Raw genomic sequence first — 23,052 nt, forward strand, 5'->3', positions numbered from 1 at the left:
TAATTCAAATAAATAGTTTTTATTTTAAAGGTCTATATGCAATTATTTGGACGGTTCCTTTGCCTGGATATTTTTTCATTTCAAAAGTTTTATTCATTCTTTCCAGAATCTCAGGTAGCTTAGTTGCATTATAAGTTCTTGGGTCGAAATCAGGTTTTAACCTTTTAATATAAGTTCCTGTTGAGGAAATATTAGCCCACCCATCATCATCTTTGTACAAATCCCAAGCTGTAGTAAGTAGGTCTTTTAATTCCTCGCTATCATCTACTTTTATTTTCGTTTTATGTGCTTCTTTGGGAACTACAGCAATTGTTTCCTCTAATTTTTGTATGCCAATATTTTCAACGAAAATAAAATCATCACAAGCATTCCTGAATGAAATTGGTGTTTTCTTTTCTCCTACACCAATAACAAATATTTCTGATTCACGTAAACGGGATGCTAATTTGGTGAAATCACTATCACTTGAAACAAGAACAAAAGCATCATACTTATTCGTATATAGTAGATCCATAGTATCAATAATCATTGATGCATCTGTTGAATTTTTTCCTACGGTATAAGCAAATTGCTGCATAGGTTGAATCGCGAGTTCATTAAGTATTGTTTTCCAGTTTTTTAGAGTTTCGTGAGACCAATCACCATATGCACGCTTAACAACAATATGTCCGTGAGCTGAAATTTCTGAGATTATATCGCTTAATTTTGAATATTGAGCATTATCTGCATCTATCATTATAGCAATTTTTTTTAAGTTGTCTAAATCTTTCATTTTGTACTTCTTTCAATTCGTAGTATAGTTATTTTTCAGTAGACATCTAAATTACGATTAGATTCTTTATCCACACCTTTGGCGTATATCCATCATCTTTAACATGTCATATTTAAGTATGATAATTTTACAATACTACACAAAAAATCACTATTCTGATTAAGTATTTATACCTATTAAGTTGATTTTGACAATTATATTATTTAGAGATTATGTATATAATAATCCATACTCATACAATCTCTTGCTGAAAAGCAATAGAAACATTCTAGGAATTACATTGTTTCATATATGTGAAAATATTATAATAAAGATGTAAAGAAGAGTTTGTTGAATTAGCAATAAATAGTCCTAAAAAATCGATACAGATTTATTAAAAAAAAAATAATTAATTAGATACTTGCAAAAATGTTTTTGCAGGTGTTGCAGATTAAATATTAATTCACTTTTTCAAATGGAACTATTGATTAAATTAAGATTTAGCGATAATACTTATATGCTCATTTGAGTAGGTAAGATTGACTAATGTTAGATTATCCTCAACAAATTTTATTCCTTTATCAGTTAATTTTCCAGATCTAATAGGGGCTTTCAACCACTCAGCTTCTTTTTTAAAAGAATAATCTGAAATTAGATAAGAAGGTTTATTTACTATTGCAAAATCCCTCCCAAAGCTATCTTTAATAAAAAAGTGATTATCTTCCATTTTAATATTTCCAGCTATATTCTCCTTGCTAATAATACAAGCTTTAAAAGTTTCAGGTTCATCAATCCATTCTAAGAATATAATGGGATGCTGGTTTTTTTTGGCATTCCAGAAAATATCACCCTTTGTAAATTTTAGTTTTTGTATTTGCATGATTATTTAATTTATAAGTTGAATATAATACAAATTTAGATATCGATCTAATTATAGTTAAAAAATCAATAAAGAACCGGATATTACTGTTTACTAATTAATTATATTGCATATATATTCAAACTAATTATACAATGAATAAAATGAAAAAAATAGCTTATATTTAATTGATTATGATAAAACGGAGAAGTTTACCTAAACAGAGAAGTTCCCCCGTCTGCTGGCGCGAGCGTCTCGCTCGTGCCAAAATAAAAGCTAACGCCTTTGAGCATCTTTCATTGATTTGGATACCTATTATTATATCTAATAAATATAAGCGTGAAATAATGTGCACGAGCGTGACGCTCGCACCAGCGAGGGGGATTATTCTGATTATGAAATTCTATCAAAAGAAATTGAAAATCATATTAAAACTCTATAATAAAAACTGACAGGCAATATTTAAATTTAAAAAAAGAAAAAAAATTAGTGGCAGAGACCTGCTTATATATAGTGAATGCATTTTTCAACAAATTCAATCTAATGTCATAAAAAGTGCATTTATTGAAGGAACTATAAATGTAGAACCTGAGATAAAAAGTTTGTGCTTAATGCTTCAAGGTTTTGCCAATAGGTAAAGCATCACAAAGTTTTCTAAGAATTGTTTAATATAGAAAAGATAAAAAAATGACTAATAATCCTAAGTTACAAGATAGAGCTATACAGTGTTATAATAGAGTAGAAAAAAAAATTGAATTTCTTTTTGAAGGATTTACTAACCTGATTAAGCTTTGCAGTAACAATGTGATAAATTGGTTTAAATCAAATTCAAAACTATTATTTTTATGGTTTATTCTAATTATTGCGGGATTAATTTTTCAGGATAAAATAACTAATCTCATTTTTAAATATTCATTTTTAGGGGAAAAAGAAGTTGGCAATATTTGGTTTAATCCTATTTTTTATATTCTAACTATTTTTATAATATTAAGATTCTTCTGGTTGATAATCATCAATTATAGACTGTCAAAATATTTTTATTTTTGGGTTTTAGGTATTGCTGTAGTTTATTTTATTGCGTTTAGAAATGACTTCCTTTTAATAAATTATAATGATAGCATATTTTATGTTGATATAATTTTACTAACATTTTTCTTAACATTTCTCTTATTTATAAGAAATTTCTTTGGCGATTTTCAGTTCTATTATAGAACAAAAAATAAGATTAATCAATGGTTAAATGTAACTAAAATTATTTCGGATAACATATTTTTAGAAGATACTCCAAAAGATGGGAAAGAAAATAATGAACTTGATTCAGTTGCTAATGAATTAATTAGTACTATAAAGGACTTCAAGCCAAATCAAGCATTTATAATTGCAATCAATGCTAAATGGGGATATGGAAAAACAAGTTTTCTTAAAAGATTAGAATATAAGCTAGGCTATGAAAATAAACAGATAATTCCGCCAATTATTTTTTGGTTTAATACTTGGCAACATCAAGATGAAAAAACAATAATAAATAATTTTTTTGGACAATTAAAAAAAGAATTATCAGCATTTGATGGAAATGCAGAACTTGTTATTAATAAATACGTAGGGAAATTATTTACTATATTATATCAAAAGCAAGTAAGATTATTAAAAACATTCACAGATGATTTAATAGGAGACAATGCAAGTATTGAAGATTATTATAATAAGATTGAAAATATCTTATCAAAATTAAATCGCCAAATCGTCGTATTTGTAGATGATTTGGATAGGCTTAATAAATCAGAAATTCTTGAAACTATTAGAATTTTGAGAAATGTTGCCAATTTCAAAAATATAATTTTTATATGTGGTGTAGATAAGCAATATATTATTCAGAAGGGAGAATTAGAAAGTAATTATTTAGATAAAATTTTTAACATTGAAATTAGTTTACCTAAAATAAATGAAACAGGTTTGTTCATTTATTTTAAAGATTTAATTAGAAATACTGATTTAGTTAAATTAAATACTTCACCTCAATTACCTCAAAATATAAGTATTAATGAAAGAGTAATAGAAGCATTAGAAACGATCCTCTATTCTGACGATGGTAATATTTTAAATACTTCTGAATTCTGGTTTCAAAACGAAATTAACCTGACAGATAAAGCCACAGAAGATTCTCTACCAGTTCAAATACCTTTATTAACATCAATATTTTTTAATTCTCGCAGAGATGTAAAACGGTTTTTTAATTATTTAGTAGCTAATTTTAGAATTTTAAGAAATGTTGAAAATATTGAATTGTATGATTATATTCTTTTCCATTTGTTGTTATTTAAATATGATTGGATGAGAATTAATTTTGAAGATAGAAATATAAATTATTGGCTAGATGGGAACGTAGTGCTAAAGTTTAAGGAGAAATCTTTAGAAAAATTAAATAACTTAAATAATACCACTGATAAAATAGATGAAAATACTATTTATACTATCCTATTAAAATTGTTCCCAGATAGTAAAGACAATTATCTAGTTAGTGGGAAAGGAATAAGGCAAAAGCGTTATTTTCCAATTTATATAAATAACAATATATTTAATGATTCTTTTTCATATTCTGACTTGTTAAAAGCCCATAAAGACAATAAACTTAAAAACTTGATAGAAGAAAAAATCAAAAATACTCCAGAGGAAACTTATTTACTGAATGATGTCAAAGCATTTATCTTAAAAGAAGAGAATTTACAATCAGAGCAAGAATATATACAAGCAATCAGATTAATAAATACAGATTATTTTCAAGACATTTCTGAAATGGAAATGTTAGCTTTCGTAAATTATGGAGAAGATAAGTTTAATGATAAATTTGAAGAAATTGCTAATAAAGAAATATTTATAGATATAAAAAATAATTTTGGAGAATTATTACTCAAATTAAACTTTCATTATTCTACAGAGCCTAAAGAATATCATATAGCCCATTTAGGTGGAATTGACAATTTTAATGAGTTTTTTAGAAATAGAATCAAAGAAAATAAAGATAATAAAGATAATAATACTAAAAAAGCAAATGAGTTAAAATTCATTGACCATAATTACACTAAGGATAAATTGATAGAACTTATAGGCGAGTATCTTAAAGAAAAAGTTTCGTTAACTGATGTAAATGGCAAGATTGTATGGTGTGTAGAGAAGTATTTTACCTATTTTCATTTTAGGTATTATTATAATGAAATTACAGAAAAATTAATTAATTATTTAAAAATAAATTTTAAGACTATTTTTTTAACTGGCGAGCCACAATACCTTGTTTCTATTATTGATCTTAGGTATTTTGCATCAATTTTTATAGATTCTGATGAGGAAAAAAGAAAAGTAGATAATCAAGTTGAAGAAATAATGAAAAAAGGAAGTTTCAGTGCTGATGATTTAAAAATCAATGATTTTATAAAAGTTGGATTAAATAATTTTTTAAAGTTTTTTGAATCTATTGATAATATTGATTCAGAAAGCAATTTTTCAGAAGATGAATTACGAAAATATATTGAATTCACGGATTTATTAAGAAAACGTATCGAGCCTTTCACGTAGCTGTAATAGTCACAATCCATTTTCTAATTATTCAATTTTCTATAACAATTTTCCCCTTCATAATACCCGAAACAAAGAAAAATATCATTTCCATTTCGCTCAAAGCTGCTTGTATATGTCATATCAATATCTTCAACATCTTCAGGAAACATCTTTAAATCTTTATCAAGGTTCAGATAAAAATCATCAAATTTTATTGAATTAGCATTGAGCTTATATTTTGATTCATAGTCGAGTAATTTTTTACCTGTTTTGTCATAAATAACTCTTTTATAAGAACCGTTTGTTTCTATTGTAATCGTATCGTATGTGTTTTTATATGAATCAGGTACATATTTTCCATAAACCTTTTCAGGATCGATCTGGCATGAAAAGTTTAGATACAGCAATATCAGGTAATAAAATAACCTTAAACTACGGAGTTGTATTTTTGGCTTTCTGCCTTTTTTTGTCATTTTTATGGTGTATTTTAGGATCAGATTGGTCAGAACCCTTATTTTAACCTCAGAACCTATTCTGTAAAGAAGCAGCTCTTAAGATTCAAGATCAGTCATTAAGAAAAATATCAATCACCATCTAATCAAAATAAAAGCTGCCCAAAAAGACAGCCTTCAATTATAAAATTTCACTTTCAATCTTTAATCACCTTCCTCACCAGCTCCTCAATCACCCTACTCTTCTCCTTCTCCGTTTCCAGCAGCCGCTCATACAGCTTCTTATTTTCTTCATAAACATCTATCAACTTATCAATAGGATTTATCGAACATTGGTAATTGTTATTGTTTGAGCTGTGTTCATTAAAAGTATTGGAAATGATATTGAAAACGGCATCATCCGAAAAATTCTTCAGCGCTTCCAACGGGATTTCCAGGGCTTTGGCGATGGGTTCCAGTTTGTGGTCTTCCAGTTCTTCGGCATTTTCCAGCAGGGATACTTTCTGCTGGCTGACGCCCAAAATTTCGGCCAGGGTTTCCTGCTTCATGCCGCGCATTTCCCGGATTCTTGCGATGTTTCTCCCGATATGTTTCTTTGCTGTAGCTGTCATAGGTTGAGATTTGAAATCAAAGATATACATTATACGAGATTCTGCCAAGACTATATTTTACATTCTGTTATAGTTCGGTACATCAAACCTTGGTTGGCTACGTTGATTTTTCGGCTCAATTTGCAGTAAAAATCAAGATGATGAACACACAGATCCTTATTCCAGAACGCCATCCGCATTCTGAAAAGCTGTCGGAACTCCTGGCTTCTTTTGCCGGCAGAACCGCCGTGCAGCATGTATTCCTGAGCTATTCGCAGACCGCTCAGAAGCACCTTCTGATCATCCACCTCAGCAGCTCTCACCTTCCGGACGGAGTGTACCGGGGCAAATGGATCCGCAAAGCACTGCACCAATGCAAAACCCACGTCATCCTGCTGGCAGGACTGGATGTCAGAAAGCACCTCAGGCTCGGAAGCCTGTTTACCCTCCGGCATTGCAATGCCTCCACCCTGATCCATACTGCGGAAGGCCATGAATTCTCAGCGCCGGAACCTGGCAGGCAATTGAAAAAGTTCAGGCAGTTCAGGGAAGCGTATTACCACACCCACGACCTGCTCAGCACAGAAATCAGTAAAGCAGACAACAGCCATTCCTTGGCGATGGCTTATCATCTGTATACCAGCCTTTTCCAGCATCACCTGTTCTACCTGGAATTCCTCCATCTGGGCACGTATTTCTATCAGGACAGCCTGGATCAGCGGTTCCTCAGGCTGGAGCCACTCCTCCCACAGATCAGGAGTCTGATGCTGAAAAAGACCGGCACCACATATTTTATTACCGATGCGCTCCTCAGCGTTGCCAAAGCAGACCGGCAGCAGGATCCTATGTGCCTGAAAGACGAATTCAAGGAAGCTATTGCCGAAACAGAGCGCCAACTCTACAGCCTGGTTACAACAACATTCCGGGAAATGAAAAAGGCATTCAAGCATCGGTCCATAACACCGCAGATCCTGACTGAGAACAAAGCTGTTTCGCCTTACGAACCGGTGATCAGTATCCTGACCCGCCATTTCTGCATCGAAGAAATTTTCCTGTTCCATAAGGAAGAAGTTCATGCTGCCGGACAAAAGACCCAAGTGCTATACCTGCTGCTGATCAGCAAAAAGATCAGCAACCAGGACCTGTTTGAGATCATGCAGATTGTTGCTCAGAAGACCGGCGGAACCTATGCGGTTGTTCCCATTGCTCATTCAGCAGCGTGGATCCAGGACTCCCTTTGGGAATGCCAGTCGTTTTTCCGCACCATCATGATTCCGGAAAAGGCAATCTATACCGCAGAAATCCCTTCCGTTATCCACTGGCATACCGGAGAACAGGACGCAGGTTTGGATATCGACCTTGACTACCATCATTTTTGCGGGCTCCATAAAAAATACCGTTTGGTGCGTTCTGTGGAAAGACCGGATTCTCATCAAGGAACCGGACTGATCTTAAGCGGCATTTTCTACCGCGCCTGTTCGGTATTCATTTATGCCACGCTCCATTACCGACCGAACAGGGTCAACATCCGCATCCTCTGGAAACTCTGCGAATACACCGAACCCAAAATAAAAACCTTGGGTTACCTCATCGAAAAGCTGCCGTTCGATTTCTTTAGCTTCCTCAATCCCTCCGAAAACCTACACAGAGATGCCTATCTCCTGAATGAGGACATCCTTGAGATCATAGATGAGCTGGTGCAGGCCTTTGCGGAACTGCTGGAGGAACGTTGTAAAAAGTAAAGCCTTTCTGGTTCCGGAGAACAGATTTTATACCTGGAGATTTTGTTGATGAAAGAACCTTAGGTTTCACTGCTCCACCCATTCCCGGAATGCAGCCGTTGTGTTCTGGCTGGTTTTAAGATGGTTTTCAGATCCTGTCAGCTGTAGGGCCAGGATATTTTTATTGTAGCGCTGTATTTTTTCCACATAGATTTTATGAACGATTTCACTCCGGTTGATCCGGAAAAAATCTGCCGGGTTCAGCTGTTCTTCGATCTCCTTTAAGGTGGAGGCGGACAGCAGGTGCTTCTTACCTGTTTTATCATGGGCAAAAACAATTCCCTCATCAGCTTCAAAGTAGGTAACCTGCCCGGTTTCCAGGAAATACGTCCCCTGAGTACTGCTGATCGCGAAACGCTTTTTATACTGCTGCCCGGATAAATTCTGCCTGATCAGGTGGGCCAGGTCATCTATGGCTGTTTTTTGTTTTGGCGGTGATTGCGTCAGCAGAATATATTTATCCCAGGCTTTCCGGAAACGTTCCTGGGAAAACGGTTTCAGGAGATAGGCAATCCCGTTGCTGTCGAAGGCCTCCATCCAGAAATGGTCATACGCCGTGGTGAAGATAACAGGACAGGACACAGGAACTTCGGCATAGATTTCAAAAGCATTCCCGTCCAGCAGTTCGATGTCTGAAAAGATAAGGTCAGGCTGGTGGTTGTCCAGGAATGCAATGGCAGATTGCACCGTATCGAGCTCTGCGATCACTTCAGTAGCGAGGCCTAATCCGTCAATAAATCGTTTCAGCTTTTTCCTGGCCGGTATTTCGTCTTCTATGATGAGTATCTTGATCATGGCTTTTGTGAATGGATAATAGGAATATGTATAGAAAATAGGTTATCTGAACTGTTGATTTCAACAGGTTTCTGAATCAAAATCCGGTACTGTTCGTCCAGGTTTTTAAGCGCCAGTCCGGATACGGCTTTGGCATTCCTTTTCAGGTTTATATTGTTTGAAACTAAAATATACTCGTTAATCTCTATGGCAATCACCACAGGATTTTCTTCCGTTCCCAGGTTATGCTGGACGGCATTTTCGATCAGGAGCTGCAACGTCAAAGGAACTATATACCCATTGCTGTTATCCATGTTAAAAGTAAGCTGATAGGCATCTCCGTAACGGTACCGGATCAGGCTGAAATACTGACGGGCAAAATCAGCTTCTTCATCAATGGTGACCAGTTCCTTTTCCGAAACCTTCAGGACATACCGATACATATCGGCAAATTCATTCAGGAAACCGGAGGCAAGTTCTTTATCTTCTTCAATCAGCTGGTCCAGGACGTTGAGGTTGTTGAACAGGAAATGCGGGTTGAGCTGGTTTTTGAGCTGGCTGATTTTGCTTTTCGCCAGTACTTCATTGTAGATGAGCAGTTTCCGGTATTGTTCCTTATTATGCCGGTAGTAATAATAGGCCAGGAAAAATCCGCCGTAGATGATCCCGTCCAGGAAATCGGAAAACAGCGCGTAGGTAAATGCCTGCCGGTTGAAATTGCGTTCCACCGTATCGAAGGCAAAGGCAATCACCAATCCTATCACCTTCATGGATACCATATATGTTACTAATGATGTCCCGAATATTTTCAGCAGAACTTTTCTGCCCAGCACACCGGAACCGTTCCATTTCCCGATGAAATACAGCATGACCCAGAACAGGAGGCCTGCATTCAGCAGTGTCATAAGCGCCGCTTCGGGTGTAAAAATATAGGCGTTGATTTCCTGCCAGACCATCATGCGCGTATAGATGGACTGTACATAAGCAAAGGTCAGGATAAACAACAGGAAGTACCTGTTCCGATACGCTTTTTGTATGATACTTTTCATCGGTTTTCAGGATCATAAGGTACAAAATAGCCTGTGGATTCACAGGCCTGTTGTTGATGTTTTTTATTTCTTTTCAGGAAACGATGCCATGACTTTCCCGTTGTCATCGTAAAAATCCAGTTTTGCCTGGTTGTTTTTATCCACGTAGAACATAGCTTTCGGTAATCCTTTGTCATCAAAGAGGAACAGTCCGTTATTCAGGCTTCTCGTTTTTCCCAGCACTACGCGGGGAACGCCGCCCATCATGCCCTTTGCTTCATATTCCTTAAACTTCCGTTTTGCCGCTTCAGGATCTTTTTTACCGATCTCCTTCAGTTCATTAATGATTTCCGAAGTTTTTTCCTGTGATTCCTTAGCCGGACGGTCATTGAAAGCCAGCGTAGAGCCGACAAACCTCTGGTCTCCTTTACCGACATCCTGCGTCAGCAGCTGCATCACCTGGTCGCCATCGTACTGATCATACGTCAGCGAAAGCCCGGATTCGTGGCCGTTCTTATTCTTTTTCCCATCGTAAATAAAACCTCCGCATTCTATGCCATCTTCATTAAAGAACAGCATGCCCGAACGTTTTTTCCGGTCTTCATTAACGGCGAGCCCGTTGATTTTATTCTTTCCATTCGGAAAGCGGCCTACGTTGGTCAGGATCATTTTTACGGTACCATCATTTTCTACGATATTGATCCGTTCCACGTCAATTTCACCGAATTTCTGATTCCCGCTTGTTTTAAATGCCGATGCGAAAATAAAGATCATCCCGCAGGCACTAGCCGCTGCAAAAGTCCTTAAGAATACCAATTCTCTGTTCATTTCTCTTGATTTAAAAGATTAATGAAGCAAAAGTATGATCCTGCTTATCATTAAAGAACAGCAAAACATTCAGCTCAGGAATAAAACCGGTGAACGCAGGAAAAATGAAATTAAAAAACATCATAATCCGTACTCAATTCCTCAACTTACAGTCTTATTTATTTCTTGGCCTTATCCGCTGCATTTGATTTCTTCGTTTTCTTTGCCTTCCTGAACTCCCATGGCGACACCGCATTCTTATCAGCCCAAAGGCCCAGCTTTTTCTGCTTTGCCTCATCCTGGAGCTTCTGGAGTTCCGTATTTTTGGAAGCCTTGAAATACCACCAGCCGAACCCAGCCCTGACAATTTCCCGGGACAGGTATTTATCCTGGTCATAAAAAATACCCGCGACTCCTCTTCCGTACCGGTCATTCCCTACTTTGTAAAAGGTAACCGTTTTCCCGAAAACCTGGCCGGCCGTAAACTGCCTGGCCGCTTTCCCAAAGGCCTGGCTGTCTTCGGGACAATCCACCTCGGCCAGTCGCAACGTCTGCTGGGTATTGTCGGAGAGCAGGACGACCACGGTATCCCCGTCCTTGATTTTTATTACTTTTCCACGGGCCTGGGAGCATACCAGAACGGATATCAAAAGGGCAACGGCAGAGAGCATTGTTTTCATCAGCATCAATTATACATTCAGGATTATTTTAGCCTACACAATCCGGAAGCCAGGAATGCCGGTAAAGGCGCCGTGACTCCGGGATTTTGAGCCTGCAAAGATACAGTATTTGGGTTGGCGGCATCACTTCAGCCTGTAAAATTATGCACAAACACAGCCCGATATATCCATCTGGTAAACTTATTGCTTTGGTAAGAGAACATTAAACAACATTTCAGGTGCCGAAATATAAACCTCTGAAAACGAAAAAACTAAATCCAATCTCTACGAAAGTACCATACTAACACCACAAAAAAGAGCAAAAAAATGTTTTATCGTAAAGAATTTTATATATTTGCACCATCTAACAATTAAAAAAATATTTACTATGTCAGACATTGCATCAAGAGTAAAAGCTATCATCGCTGATAAGCTTGACGTTGAAGAAAAAGAAGTAACTCCTGAAGCTAGCTTCACCAATGATTTAGGAGCTGATTCATTAGATACAGTTGAATTGATCATGGAATTCGAAAAAGAATTCAACATCCAAATCCCTGATGATCAGGCTGAAAAAATTACTACTGTAGGACATGCTATTGCTTACATTGAGGAAGTAGTAAATAAATAATATTCTTCAACAAGAACATTTTAAAAAAAGTTTATGGAATTAAAAAGAGTAGTTGTAACCGGTTTTGGCGCACTAACACCGATTGGAAATAATGCGAAGGATTACTGGGAAAATCTTGTGAAAGGTGAGAGCGGTGCAGCTCCGATTACTCTTTTTGATGCCACAAACTTTAAAACGAAATTTGCCTGCGAGGTAAAAGGTTTCGATCCTCTGAACTATTTCGACAAGAAAGAAGCGAAGAAGATGGACCGTAACACGCAGTTCGGAATGGTAGCCGCCAGGGAAGCCGTAAAGCATTCAAGGATTATTGAAGACCAGGTAGACAAGAACAGGGTCGGCGTAATCTGGGGTTCAGGAATCGGCGGACTGGAAACATTTGAAAATGAAGTATTAGGCTGGGCGAATACGGACATCCCGAGATTCAACCCGTTCTTCATCCCTAAAATGATTGCGGACATTACTCCCGGACACATCTCCATTGAATACGGATTTCACGGGCCCAACTACACAACAGTTTCTGCCTGTGCATCATCAGCCAACGCCTTAATCGATTCCAAGATGCTTATCCAGCTGGGTAAAGCAGATGTTATTGTATGCGGAGGCTCCGAAGCTGCCGTTACGGCGAGCGGTGTAGGCGGTTTCAATGCAATGATGGCACTATCTACAAGAAATGACGATCCTACAACAGCTTCAAGGCCTTTCGACAAAGACAGAGACGGATTTGTATTAGGAGAAGGAGCAGGATGCATCATCCTTGAAGAGTATGAGCACGCCGTAAAACGCGGTGCTACGATTTATGCGGAATTGACCGGCGGAGGTATGAGTGCAGATGCACACCACATGACCGCACCGCATCCTGAAGGATTAGGCGCTTACCTGGTGATGAAAAACTGTCTGGAAGACGCGGGATTAACTACTGATGAAGTAGACCATATCAACATGCATGGTACCTCTACTCCATTAGGAGACATCGCAGAATCCAGTGCTATTTCAAGACTTTTGGGAGAGCATGCCTATGATATTCAGATCAATTCCACCAAGTCCATGACCGGGCACTTATTGGGTGCTGCAGGCGTGATTGAGGCTATTGCTGCGTTAGGAACTATTATTCATGGTGTTGTTCCTCCTACCATCAATCATTTCACTGATGATGAAAATATTGACAGCAGGCTGAACTTTACTTTCAACCACGCTGTACAGAAGGATGTAAAAGTAGCCATGAGCAATACATTCGGATTCGGCGGGCACAATGCCTGCGTTCTGTTTAAGAAAATCTAAATCTACTGAATGGAGTTACAGAAATACTTTTCTAAATTCCTTCTCAAACAAAGAAAAAAGCAATTAACGGAGAGAGATTATTTCCTCAGTACCGAACTTACAAAAATGTTGGGGGCCGAGGTACAGAATATCGCGCTCTACCGGGAAGCCTTTTCTTTGAAAAGCTCGTCTAAAAACCAGGACGGCAGCAATTATGAGCGCCTTGAATTCCTGGGCGACTCGGTTTTGGGGGCTGTGATCTCATGCCACCTGTTTCATACGTATCCTCAGGCTAATGAAGGATACCTTACCCAGATGAAGTCCAAGATTGTCAACAGGAAAAACCTGAACAAGCTCGGAGAAGACCTGAAACTTACAGACTTTTTGCAGAAGCAGAACTCTGTAGCGTTAGGGGAAAATATCTGCGGGAACCTTTTTGAAGCACTGGTAGGAGCAGTCTACCTGGACTTCCAGTACGAAACCTGTAAAAAGATTATCCTCGAAAGGCTCCTCACGCCTTCCGAAATCAACAAGCTGGAAAATAAAATCGTCAGCTACAAAGGTTTGCTGCTGGAATGGAGCCAGAAGAAAAAGCTGAATATAAAATATGAAACCTGCGAAGAAATACAGGTAAACAAAGCGACGGTGTTTCGCTGCCACGTCTGGCTCGGGGATGAGAAAATTGCCAATGCAACGGAAACATCCAAAAAGAAGGCGGAGGAGAAAGCAGCACAGAGGGCATTTTATATTTTAAACAAAAAAGAAAATATACTTGGAAATTCAAAAACTATATGATGTAGACGATACGGAATTTGAAAATATTGCCATAGGATTGGTAAGATTAGTCAAACATATCCCTGATCATGAGTTTTTTTATAAGGTAAACCTGAACAACGACCTCGTTTTTTCCAGAAAGCAAGACATCCTATTCCACGGTACACACTATGATTATTTTTTTCCAAGGTTCCAGGCCTATCACAAGCACAGCCGCACCTGCTTTACTTTTATTTCCAACCGGTCTTCAGAAAGCAGACAGAAAAAACTACAGACCGAGCTCTTTTCAGACGAAGACAACATTAAATTTTTATTAAATAATCAGGTCGATGTGGAATATATTCTGCATAGTTCGGAACAATTTCCTGATTTTTCCTTAATTTTGCTCCCTGAAAATCTTGTGTTTCCGATTCAAGATTATACATTAGGTTCCAGTGAGGAACTGTATCAAATTATCCAGTATTATGAATAAGTATTTAAAGAAAACAAAAATTATTGCGACACTTGGGCCGGCTTCATCATCAAGAGAAGTCATGTTAGGATTAATGAAGGCAGGTGTTGATATTTTCAGAATAAATTTTTCACATGCAGATTACGACCTGGTTCGAAGCAATATAGACATCATCAGAGATCTTAACAGAGAGTACGGATTTTCTGTAGGGATCCTGGGAGACCTTCAGGGTCCTAAACTGAGAGTAGGTGTAGTAAAGGAAGGTTCATACCTGAACCCGGGAGATATCCTTACCTTCACCAATGAGAAAATAGAAGGGGACTCTACCAAAGTGTATATGACATACCAACAATTCCCTCAGGACGTACAGGTAGGTGAAAGAATCCTTATCGACGACGGGAAACTGGTACTGGAAGTAACCGAAACCAACATGATTGATACGGTAAAGGCCAAGACCATCCAGGGAGGACCGTTAAGCTCTAAAAAAGGGGTTAACCTTCCGAACACTAATGTTTCGCTTCCTGCACTGACAGACAAAGACATTCAGGATGCCAACTTCATGCTGGATATGGAAGTAGATTGGATCGCTCTTTCTTTCGTGCGTCATGCCCAGGATATCATCGACCTTAAAGAACTGATCTCCAAGCACCCGAACGGAATATTCAAGACTCCGATCATTGCCAAAATTGAAAAGCCGGAAGGCGTAAAAAATATCGACGAAATCTTACTGGAGTGCGACGGACTGATGGTTGCCCGTGGAGATTTAGGAGTGGAGGTTCCGATGGAAGAAGTTCCTGCCATCCAGAAAACACTGGTGGAAAAAGCAAGGTTTTATTCCAAGCCGGTGATCATTGCCACCCAGATGATGGAAACCATGATCAACAGCTTAACGCCTACCAGAGCGGAAGTAAATGACGTAGCCAACTCCGTACTGGATGGTGCCGATGCGGTAATGCTTTCCGGTGAGACTTCTGTAGGAAGATATCCGGTACAGGTTGTGGAAAACATGGCAAAAATCGTTAAGAACATTGAAATGACGCATTTTTACCAGCATAAGAATGAACCGATTGAAAAGGACTTCAACTGCATCGACGAAAGGTTCATTACGAACAGGGTATGCCTTGCTGCGGTAAGAATTGCCAAGACGACGAATGTTTCTGCCATCGTTACCTTAACGAGTTCAGGATATACGGCATTCCAGCTTTCAGCACACCGGCCGAATTCCCATATCATCGTATACAGCGGTAACAAAAAGGTCATCACCATGCTGAACCTTCTTTGGGGCGTTCACGCCTATTATTACGACATGAAGAAATCTACCGATGAAACCATTATCCAGGTGAATATGCTGACGCATAATTACGGATATATCGAAAGTGGTGACTTCGTGATCAACATCAATGCTACGCCATCGTATGAAGGAGGTAAAACCAATACCCTTCGTTTAACGACAGTATAGTATCGGGCTAAAAAGTAAAAGCTTTATCAATAGAAAACTCCGGAAATTTCCGGAGTTTTGTTGTTTTATGGTATCGATCAGTTGCCTACTATGGTCCTTGGCGTGACAAACTCACGTAAAGCCAGCAAAGAAAGCTCCGTTCCGTATCCGGAGGACTTGGTGCCGCCGAAAGGGAAACGCGGGTCGGAGCTGGTCATTCTGTTGATATTAACGGTACCGGCTTCCAGGTTCTCAATGAATAATCTCTGGCGTTCCTGGTCTTTTGTCCATACCGAATTGGAAAGCCCGAAAGGAATGTCATTGGCAATCTTAACTGCTTCTTCGTCATTCCGGGCGGTCAGTACCATACCTAAAGGCCCGAAAAGCTCCTCTTTCAAAATAGGATTTCCCGGATTGACCCGGATCAGTCCCGGGTTAAAGGCATTCTCGGATACCCTTTCCAGAGGCAGGATGATTTCCGCTCCGTTTTCCAGGGCTTTGTTGAATTGCTTTTCCAGATCATCCGCAAGGTCTGCCCTCGCCATACCGGAAATTTTAGTTTCCTTATCCATGGGGTCTCCCGGAACAAACTTCTTATACTCCTCAATAAACTTCGGCAGGAATTCTTCCTCGATTTTTTCCTCGATGATAAAACGTTTGGCAGCCACACATGTCTGTCCGCAGTTCTGTAACCTGGCCTGTGCGCCTACTTTAGCTGCTTCGTCAAGATCAGCATCGCTCAATACGATAAAGGCATCGCTTCCGCCCAGCTCCAGCAAAGATTTTTTAATGTTCTGCCCTGCAATGGAAGCAACCTCCCCACCCGCTTTTTCACTTCCGGTAAGGCTGACTCCATGGATGGCTTTATGTTCGAGAATTTCTTTGACTTCCCCGTGCCCTACCTCAAGGTTCTGGAAAATCCCTTCGGGAAAACCTGCTTCCAGGAATACCTGCTCAATGGCATTGCCACTGCCAAAGCAGATCGATGCATGTTTCAGCACTACGGTATTGCCGGCAAGAATGGCGGGAACCGCAAACCTGAGTACCTGCCAGAAAGGAAAATTCCACGGCATTACACCCAAGATCACCCCTTTAGGCACATACTGAATCTCGGAATAGTGGAATTCGGAATCTACTTTCTCAGGTTTCAGGATGTTTTCAGCTTCGGCATAATAGTTCATCATCAGAACACATTTCTCTACTTCTGCTACCGACTGTGCAATCGGTTTATTCATTTCAGTAGTAATGATTTTCCCGAACTTTTCAGCATCGGCGAACAGCAAGGCTGCTGCCTTAGCGATCAGTTTCTGTCTTTCTTCAAAAGGCACTCTTTTCCATTCGTTGAAGGCCAGATCCGCTTTGAGGATTTTATTTTCAATCAATTGATCCATAATATACATTTTGTTTCAGAATGAAACAGGTTAATCTTTAATTTAAATTCCCATCTATATTCCGGGGAATTGTTATACCATCAGCCATTCGTTTACCAGTGAGGCTGCCAGGCGGGCTGTCCGGTCCTGGATATCATACAGAGGATTTACTTCTGCTACGTCCAGTGCCACAAGTTTTTCCTGCTTCAGGATATGCCTGTAAAAATGCATGAAGGCAGCATCCGTAAAAATGCCATTATAAGCAGAGGCCGAAACCCCGGGAGCAATAGAAGCATTGAAAACATCCATGCAAATGGTAAGATAGACCACATCCACAGATTCAAACAGGTCATTGATGCGCTGGTATACCGATGGAAGGTTTTCAAAAAACAGTTCGTCAGCCAGGATATACTTCATACCGTACTGATGTGCGGTATCAAACAATTTCAAAGTATTGGAATTCCGCTGGATGCCAATATGCAGTGAATGAATGTTGCCTTCCTGTGCTACCTGCCAGAATCCGGTACCGGAACTCGCTCCTGTACCCTGTTCAGGCATACGGTTGTCAAAATGGGCATCGATGTTGATGATTCCCACTTTCTGTTCGGGAAAAGCCGTTTTAACACCCAGATAATGACCATACATCACTTCATGACCACCTCCCAGAACAAGGGAACGGGCACCTTTAAGCAGTACTTTGGATACTTTTTTAGCCAGATCAGCCTGAGCCTGTTCCAGGTTTCCGCCTTCACAGCTCATATTGCCGAAATCCAGCAGGGAGAAATCCGGAAGGATTACCGGGAAGTTGGACATATTTTTTCTGATGATGTCTGGAGCATCCTTAGCTCCTACTCTGCCTTTATTGCGTTGGACACCTTCGTCAACGGCAAAGCCATGCAATACGAAGTCGCCTTTTGAGACTGCATCATAATCAGTTTCCTGCCTTACCCTTTGAAATATCCTGTGATGAAGAAGCTCTTCACCGTCTAATCTGCCTTGCCAAATCATTGTCTTTTATTTTGATCAGTAATCCATACTTTGGAGACCTTCTGTTGCCGGCCCGTCTTGGTATTGTTTTATTTTGATATGATTGAAGCGAATATAATTCCAAACCTCTTTTAAAAGTTTAAAAAATCCGATGAAATGAAAGTAAGCCCCGACCGGCTACTGTTTTATCGGCTATCTTTTCGATTCATTTCCGCTGATGTATACTTTTTCAGGCTTTAAACTCCCCTGGTAGTACAGGACATTCTGAAAATTACCGGTAGCAAAAGTGATAAAATCCGCCTTCATGCCTTCTACCAGTCTTCCTCTGTCTTTCAGTCCCAGTGCATATGCTGACCTAAAGGTTATTCCGGCAAGCACTTCTGCGGTAGTAAGCTTTTCATACGTTGCCAGGATCGATGCCTGTGCGATCAGGTTGCCCATAGGAGCAGACCCCGGGTTCCAGTCGCTGGCAATCGCCAGGATGGCACCAGCATCGAGCAGCTTCCGGGCCGGAGTGAACTTTTCACCAAGGCCGAGGCTTGCGCCAGGCAATGCTGTAGCGACCGTATCTGACTGTGCGAGATACGCAATGTCCTCCTCAATCGTTGCTTCCAGGTGGTCTGCTGATTTTGCACCAACTTCCACGGCTATCCTTGAACTTCCGGGAGTAAACTGATCGGCATGAACGGTGATTTCAAAACCTAATGCTTTAGTTTTGAGCAGGAACTCCCTGCTTTCCTCAGGCTGGAATGCTGATTTTTCAATGAAAATATCCACACGATCGGCCAGGTTTTCCTTTTTTACCTCAGGGAGGATTTCCGTGAGGATATAATTCAGATATTCTTCATTGCTGCCGTTGTAATCCCTCGGTTTCAGATGGGCGGAAAGACAGGTCGGTACCAGAGTAGCTTCGGTTTTCTGCTGTGCTTTTTTAATGATCCGCAACATCTTCAGCTCATTGTCTTTATCAAGGCCGTAACCGCTTTTAATTTCGATGGTGGTAATGCCCAATGATACCAGGAATTCTATTCTTTGCATCAGGGTATCCATAAGCATATCTTCGGATGCTTCCCTGGTATGCTGCACGGAACTCCAGATTCCCCCGCCGATTTCAGCGATTTCAAGATAGCTTTTCCCGGCATTCCGCATCGCAAAATCATTTGCCCGGTTACCCCCGAAACAGATATGGGTATGGGAATCCGTGAAGGCAGGTAAAGCTACTTGTTCTCCTTCGATTTTTTCGGTTTCAATATCAGGATTTTCTGATTGCAGCGCATCGAATTTTCCGGTTTTCAGAATTTTGCCGTTCTCGACCAGAATGCCTCCATCGGTAATGATATCAAGCTGCTCATCGGACAGGTTCCCTCTCAGGGGCAGGTTCGCCAGGGTCAGTATCTGTTTAAAAGGTCCTATTAATTTCATAGAATACATTATACTAAGCTAAAGCAGGTATGAGAAACCCGGGTTTAGGATTTCATCATCATGCTTCGCCATTTCACTCTCAAAAATACTCAAAATAATCGGAACAACTGAATGAATGGCTGACATGGCGCTAATCCCTGAAAGTCAGCCGAAGTGTGCAGGAAGTTTTGCTGAAGCTCGCCTAAATTTCCTATCTTTGAAGTAAATGAAAATGAATTAATGCCAGATTTTTTACATCCGGATAAAGATAATTTTTCCCGCGAAGAACTTTTGCAGGAAGAGCAGATCCGTCCCCAGAGTTTCAAAGATTTTGCAGGGCAGCGGAAAACTTTGGAGAACCTTGAAGTATTTGTTACCGCTGCCAAGAAAAGAGGTGGTGCGCTGGACCATGTGCTATTGCACGGCCCTCCCGGACTGGGAAAAACCACTCTGGCAAACATTATTGCCAATGAGCTTGGCGTTAACTGTAAAATTACCTCAGGGCCTGTGCTGGATAAACCCGGCAGCCTTGCAGGACTGCTGACGAACCTGGAAGAAAACGACGTCCTGTTTATCGATGAGATCCACCGGCTCTCACCGGTTGTAGAGGAATACCTGTATTCCGCGATGGAAGATTATAAGATCGACATCATGCTGGAAACCGGTCCTAATGCCAGAAGTGTCCAGATCGGCCTGAACCCTTTTACCCTGGTAGGTGCAACCACCAGAAGCGGCATGCTGACGAAGCCTATGCTGGCAAGATTCGGCATCCAGAGCAGGCTGGAATATTACAGCATTGAGCTTTTATCCATGATTATCCAACGGAGCTCAAGGGTATTGGGTGTAAAGATTTATGAAGATGCTGCGATTGAAATTGCCCGCAGGAGCCGCGGGACACCAAGGATTGCGAATGCGCTGTTAAGAAGGGTACGCGACTTTGCCGAAATCAAAGGCAATGGGGAAATTGAAATCAACATCACCAAATATGCGTTGAATTCCCTGAATGTGGATGAATTTGGCCTTGATGAAATGGATAATAAAATCATGCGGGTGATGATTGAAAACTTTAAAGGAAAACCGGTAGGGATTTCTGCCCTAGCGACCTCCATTGGTGAAAACCCTGAAACGCTTGAGGAAGTCTATGAGCCGTTCCTGATCCAGGAAGGATTCATCATTCGGACTCCTAGAGGAAGAGAAGTAACCGAAAAGGCCTACCATCATCTGAACATTTCAAAGCCCAGAAATCCGGGAGAATTGTTTTAACACGGAAGACGACAGAATCCTGAAGATTACCATAGCCTATGTTTATCCCTAAATTATATAAGAGCGAAGACCAGCAGCTGATGAAAGAGATCATCAGCGAAAATGCCTTTGCCCTGCTCATTTCATCCGCAGACAAGATCCGGGCGACCCATTCTATGATGATCCTGAATGAAGATGATCCTGAAAATCTGTACATAGAAACCCACATCTCTAAAGCAAATCCACAGGCCAAGGTACTCAACAATGGTTCAGAAGTCCTGTGTGACTTCTTAGGAACCCACACCTATATTTCCAGCAGCTGGTATGACCATATGAATGTTTCCACCTGGAATTATGAGGCGGTTCAGATTTACGGAACCATTGAGCTGATGACACAGGAAGAGCTGTACAGCCATCTGGAAAAGCTTACCTTTAAATATGAAAAAGCCCAAAAGTGCCCGGTACTGGTAAACGATATGGGAAAAGATTTTGTGGAGAAGGAAATGAAGGGAGCATTCGGCATCAAAATAATCCCAACGGAAATATTCATCAAACAGAAACTCTCACAGAACAGAAAGGAAAATGACTATCTGAATATCATCCGTGAGCTTGAAAAAGGTGACAGCAACGCAAAGGCTATTGCGGAAAAGATGCAACAACTGAATACATGAACCTAAATATAAATATGATATGAAACTATATCCGATACAATGCGGAAAATTTAAGCTGGATGGCGGTGCCATGTTTGGGGTCGTCCCCAAGAGCTTATGGGAGAAAACAAATCCGGCAGACGAAAGGAACCTTATTGAACTCGGTACCCGGTCCCTGCTCATCGAGGACGGTAAAAAACTGATCCTGGTAGACTGCGGACTGGGAGATAAGCAGGATGAAAAGTTCTTCAGCCACTACTCATTATGGGGCGATGATAAACTCGACAAGAATCTTAAAAAGTATGGCTTCGTGCGTGAGGATATCACCGATGTTTTCCTTACCCACCTGCACTTCGACCACTGTGGCGGAGCAATTGAATGGAACGATGACAGAACGGGTTACCGGCCTGCTTTCAAGAATGCCCATTTCTGGACCAACGAAAACCACTGGCAATGGGCAACCGAGCCTAACGCAAGGGAAATGGCAAGCTTCCTGAAAGAGAACATCATCCCGATACAGGAAAGCGGACAGCTGAATTTCCTGCCGCTTCCTAAAAATGGAAACTTCGGATTTGCACCGGACCTTAAAATGGATGTTATCTTTGTTGACGGGCATACGGAAAAGCAGATGCTTCCGGTACTCCAGTACCAGGAAAAAACTATTGTTTTTGCCGCAGACCTTATTCCTACCGCCGGCCATATCAACCAGGTATATGTAATGGGCTATGATACCAGGCCGCTTTTAACTTTAGAAGAGAAAGGCAAATTCCTGAAACAGTGCATCGATAATGAATACCTGCTGTTTTTCGAGCATGATGCCCATCATGAACTGGCCAGCCTTACCATGACCGAAAAGGGTGTAAGGCTTCATGAAACCTACAGCTTTAACGAAGTATTCGGATATTAATTTTAATTATGGAAGAATTACAATCAGAAACCCAGCAGGCAGAGCCGGAACCGTCGCGAAAGATTATCGGACTTACCGGAGGTATCGGTTCAGGTAAGACCACCGTTGCCCGCTTCATCGAAGAATTCGGATTTCCGGTCTATTATTCGGATGACAGGGCCAAGTCTATCGTGAATGACAATGAAGCTTTAAAATCTGAGATCCGGGCCCTTCTCGGTGACCATGCTTACGACAGCAACGGACAGTACGACAGGAAATTTGTTGCTGAAAAAGTGTTCAGCAATGCAGAACTCCTCCATCGGCTGAATGAGATCATCCATCCTGCCGTAAGACTGGATTTTGAAGACTGGATTAAAAGACAATCGAAATACCTCATCTTTAAAGAAACGGCCTTACTGTTTGAGCTGAAGCTGAACCAGCAGTGCGACCGTTCCTTACTGGTGACCGCAGAGGACAATATCAGGATTAAACGGGTGATGGACCGGGATGGAAAGACCTACCGGGAAATCCAGGCCATTATGGAGAAGCAGATGCCCGAAAAAGAGAAGATCAAGCTGGCTGACTGTATCATTTATAATAACTCAGATTTAGAGGACCTGAAGGAACAGACGGAACGCATCGTTTTCGATATTGAATAAAAAACAAAGCCTCGTCAGAAAATGTCTGACGAGGCTTTTTTATGCAAAAAAATAAG

At 40.2% G+C, this 23,052-nt stretch carries 22 protein-coding genes; 11 read left to right on the forward strand and 11 right to left on the reverse strand.

Annotated elements, in window-relative coordinates; all coding sequences use genetic code 11:
- Window positions 1-19: 19 nt before the first annotated feature.
- Together CGB83_RS10005 and CGB83_RS10010 are read right to left on the reverse strand one after the other, a co-directional pair.
- Entirely contained in the window at window positions 20-772 is a 753-nt protein-coding gene (locus CGB83_RS10005) for an NYN domain-containing protein (protein WP_100075667.1), read from the reverse strand.
- 472 nt (window positions 773-1,244) lie between these two features.
- The gene (locus tag CGB83_RS10010; RefSeq protein WP_100075668.1) at window positions 1,245-1,631 is read right to left on the reverse strand and encodes a hypothetical protein; all 387 of its coding nucleotides are present in this window, start codon (window positions 1,629-1,631) and stop codon (window positions 1,245-1,247) included.
- 666 nt (window positions 1,632-2,297) lie between these two features.
- On the opposite strand from CGB83_RS10010, the gene CGB83_RS10020 reads away from it, so the two are divergent.
- Complete coding sequence (locus CGB83_RS10020; RefSeq protein WP_100075670.1) at window positions 2,298-5,180, forward strand: KAP family P-loop NTPase fold protein; 2,883 nt, start codon at window positions 2,298-2,300, stop codon at window positions 5,178-5,180.
- Between the two features lie 23 nt (window positions 5,181-5,203).
- Here the strand turns inward: CGB83_RS10020 and CGB83_RS10025 are convergent, their stop codons facing one another.
- Together CGB83_RS10025 and CGB83_RS10030 are read right to left on the reverse strand one after the other, a co-directional pair.
- Window positions 5,204-5,635: a hypothetical protein gene (locus CGB83_RS10025; RefSeq protein ID WP_100075671.1), complete on the reverse strand. Its 432-nt coding sequence runs from the start codon at window positions 5,633-5,635 to the stop codon at window positions 5,204-5,206.
- A gap of 176 nt (window positions 5,636-5,811) precedes the next feature.
- Entirely contained in the window at window positions 5,812-6,225 is a 414-nt protein-coding gene (locus CGB83_RS10030; protein ID WP_100075672.1) for a helix-turn-helix domain-containing protein, read from the reverse strand.
- Window positions 6,226-6,362: 137 nt separating this feature from the next.
- Between CGB83_RS10030 and CGB83_RS10035 the strand changes: the two genes are divergently transcribed.
- Window positions 6,363-7,946 (forward strand): hypothetical protein, encoded by a 1,584-nt coding sequence (locus tag CGB83_RS10035; protein ID WP_100075673.1) that lies wholly within the window; start codon window positions 6,363-6,365, stop codon window positions 7,944-7,946.
- Between the two features lie 66 nt (window positions 7,947-8,012).
- On the opposite strand, the gene CGB83_RS10040 is transcribed toward CGB83_RS10035, so the two are convergent.
- The 4 genes from CGB83_RS10040 to CGB83_RS10055 all read right to left on the reverse strand — a co-directional run bounded on the left by CGB83_RS10040 (window position 8,013) and on the right by CGB83_RS10055 (window position 11,274).
- A complete protein-coding gene (locus tag CGB83_RS10040) occupies window positions 8,013-8,780 on the reverse strand; it encodes a LytR/AlgR family response regulator transcription factor (RefSeq protein WP_100075674.1) in 768 nt (255 codons plus the stop codon).
- Window positions 8,777-9,808 (reverse strand): sensor histidine kinase, encoded by a 1,032-nt coding sequence (locus tag CGB83_RS10045; protein ID WP_100075675.1) that lies wholly within the window; start codon window positions 9,806-9,808, stop codon window positions 8,777-8,779. Before CGB83_RS10045 ends, CGB83_RS10040 begins: the two co-directional genes overlap by 4 nt.
- A 63-nt stretch (window positions 9,809-9,871) precedes the next feature.
- The gene (locus tag CGB83_RS10050) at window positions 9,872-10,615 is read right to left on the reverse strand and encodes a hypothetical protein (protein WP_100075676.1); all 744 of its coding nucleotides are present in this window, start codon (window positions 10,613-10,615) and stop codon (window positions 9,872-9,874) included.
- 158 nt (window positions 10,616-10,773) lie between these two features.
- Window positions 10,774-11,274: a thermonuclease family protein gene (locus tag CGB83_RS10055; protein WP_100075677.1), complete on the reverse strand. Its 501-nt coding sequence runs from the start codon at window positions 11,272-11,274 to the stop codon at window positions 10,774-10,776.
- A 367-nt stretch (window positions 11,275-11,641) separates the two neighbouring features.
- Between CGB83_RS10055 and CGB83_RS10060 the strand changes: the two genes are divergently transcribed.
- Genes CGB83_RS10060 through pyk form a run of 5 tightly spaced genes read left to right on the forward strand, consistent with a single transcriptional unit; the run spans window position 11,642 to window position 15,822 of the window.
- Window positions 11,642-11,881, forward strand: a complete 240-nt coding sequence (locus tag CGB83_RS10060; RefSeq protein WP_100075678.1) for an acyl carrier protein — start codon at window positions 11,642-11,644, stop codon at window positions 11,879-11,881.
- A 33-nt stretch (window positions 11,882-11,914) separates the two neighbouring features.
- The gene (gene fabF, locus CGB83_RS10065) at window positions 11,915-13,159 is read left to right on the forward strand and encodes a beta-ketoacyl-ACP synthase II (protein WP_100075679.1); all 1,245 of its coding nucleotides are present in this window, start codon (window positions 11,915-11,917) and stop codon (window positions 13,157-13,159) included.
- Between the two features lie 9 nt (window positions 13,160-13,168).
- Entirely contained in the window at window positions 13,169-13,933 is a 765-nt protein-coding gene (rnc, locus tag CGB83_RS10070; protein WP_100075680.1) for a ribonuclease III, read from the forward strand.
- Window positions 13,911-14,384 carry an IPExxxVDY family protein gene (locus tag CGB83_RS10075; protein WP_100075681.1) on the forward strand — a complete coding sequence of 158 codons (474 nt, stop codon included), beginning with the start codon at window positions 13,911-13,913 and terminating at the stop codon, window positions 14,382-14,384. The genes rnc and CGB83_RS10075 overlap by 23 nt, the downstream gene beginning before the upstream one ends.
- Window positions 14,377-15,822, forward strand: a complete 1,446-nt coding sequence (gene pyk / locus CGB83_RS10080; RefSeq protein ID WP_100075682.1) for a pyruvate kinase — start codon at window positions 14,377-14,379, stop codon at window positions 15,820-15,822. The genes CGB83_RS10075 and pyk overlap by 8 nt, the downstream gene beginning before the upstream one ends.
- 77 nt (window positions 15,823-15,899) lie before the next feature.
- Here pyk and CGB83_RS10085 read toward each other — a convergent pair whose 3' ends face one another.
- The 3 genes from CGB83_RS10085 to hutI form a co-directional block, all read right to left on the reverse strand.
- Complete coding sequence (locus CGB83_RS10085) at window positions 15,900-17,192, reverse strand: aldehyde dehydrogenase family protein (protein WP_100077565.1); 1,293 nt, start codon at window positions 17,190-17,192, stop codon at window positions 15,900-15,902.
- Window positions 17,193-17,264: 72 nt separating this feature from the next.
- On the reverse strand, window positions 17,265-18,179 hold the full coding sequence (gene hutG, locus CGB83_RS10090; RefSeq protein WP_100075683.1) for a formimidoylglutamase: 915 nt from the start codon (window positions 18,177-18,179) through the stop codon (window positions 17,265-17,267).
- Window positions 18,180-18,350: 171 nt separating this feature from the next.
- The gene (hutI, locus tag CGB83_RS10095; protein ID WP_100075684.1) at window positions 18,351-19,580 is read right to left on the reverse strand and encodes an imidazolonepropionase; all 1,230 of its coding nucleotides are present in this window, start codon (window positions 19,578-19,580) and stop codon (window positions 18,351-18,353) included.
- A gap of 219 nt (window positions 19,581-19,799) precedes the next feature.
- On the opposite strand from hutI, the gene ruvB reads away from it, so the two are divergent.
- From ruvB to coaE, 4 genes are read left to right on the forward strand one after another with little or no spacing between them, the layout of a single operon-like run.
- The gene (gene ruvB, locus CGB83_RS10100; RefSeq protein ID WP_100075685.1) at window positions 19,800-20,822 is read left to right on the forward strand and encodes a Holliday junction branch migration DNA helicase RuvB; all 1,023 of its coding nucleotides are present in this window, start codon (window positions 19,800-19,802) and stop codon (window positions 20,820-20,822) included.
- A gap of 38 nt (window positions 20,823-20,860) precedes the next feature.
- Window positions 20,861-21,472 (forward strand): FMN-binding negative transcriptional regulator, encoded by a 612-nt coding sequence (locus CGB83_RS10105; protein ID WP_100075686.1) that lies wholly within the window; start codon window positions 20,861-20,863, stop codon window positions 21,470-21,472.
- Between the two features lie 19 nt (window positions 21,473-21,491).
- The gene (locus CGB83_RS10110; protein ID WP_100075687.1) at window positions 21,492-22,358 is read left to right on the forward strand and encodes an MBL fold metallo-hydrolase; all 867 of its coding nucleotides are present in this window, start codon (window positions 21,492-21,494) and stop codon (window positions 22,356-22,358) included.
- 8 nt (window positions 22,359-22,366) lie between these two features.
- Window positions 22,367-22,996, forward strand: coding sequence for a dephospho-CoA kinase (coaE, locus tag CGB83_RS10115; RefSeq protein WP_100075688.1), 630 nt, complete (start codon window positions 22,367-22,369; stop codon window positions 22,994-22,996).
- Window positions 22,997-23,052: the final 56 nt, after the last annotated feature.

This window comes from Chryseobacterium camelliae, from assembly GCF_002770595.1.
Lineage (GTDB): Bacteria > Bacteroidota > Bacteroidia > Flavobacteriales > Weeksellaceae > Chryseobacterium > Chryseobacterium camelliae.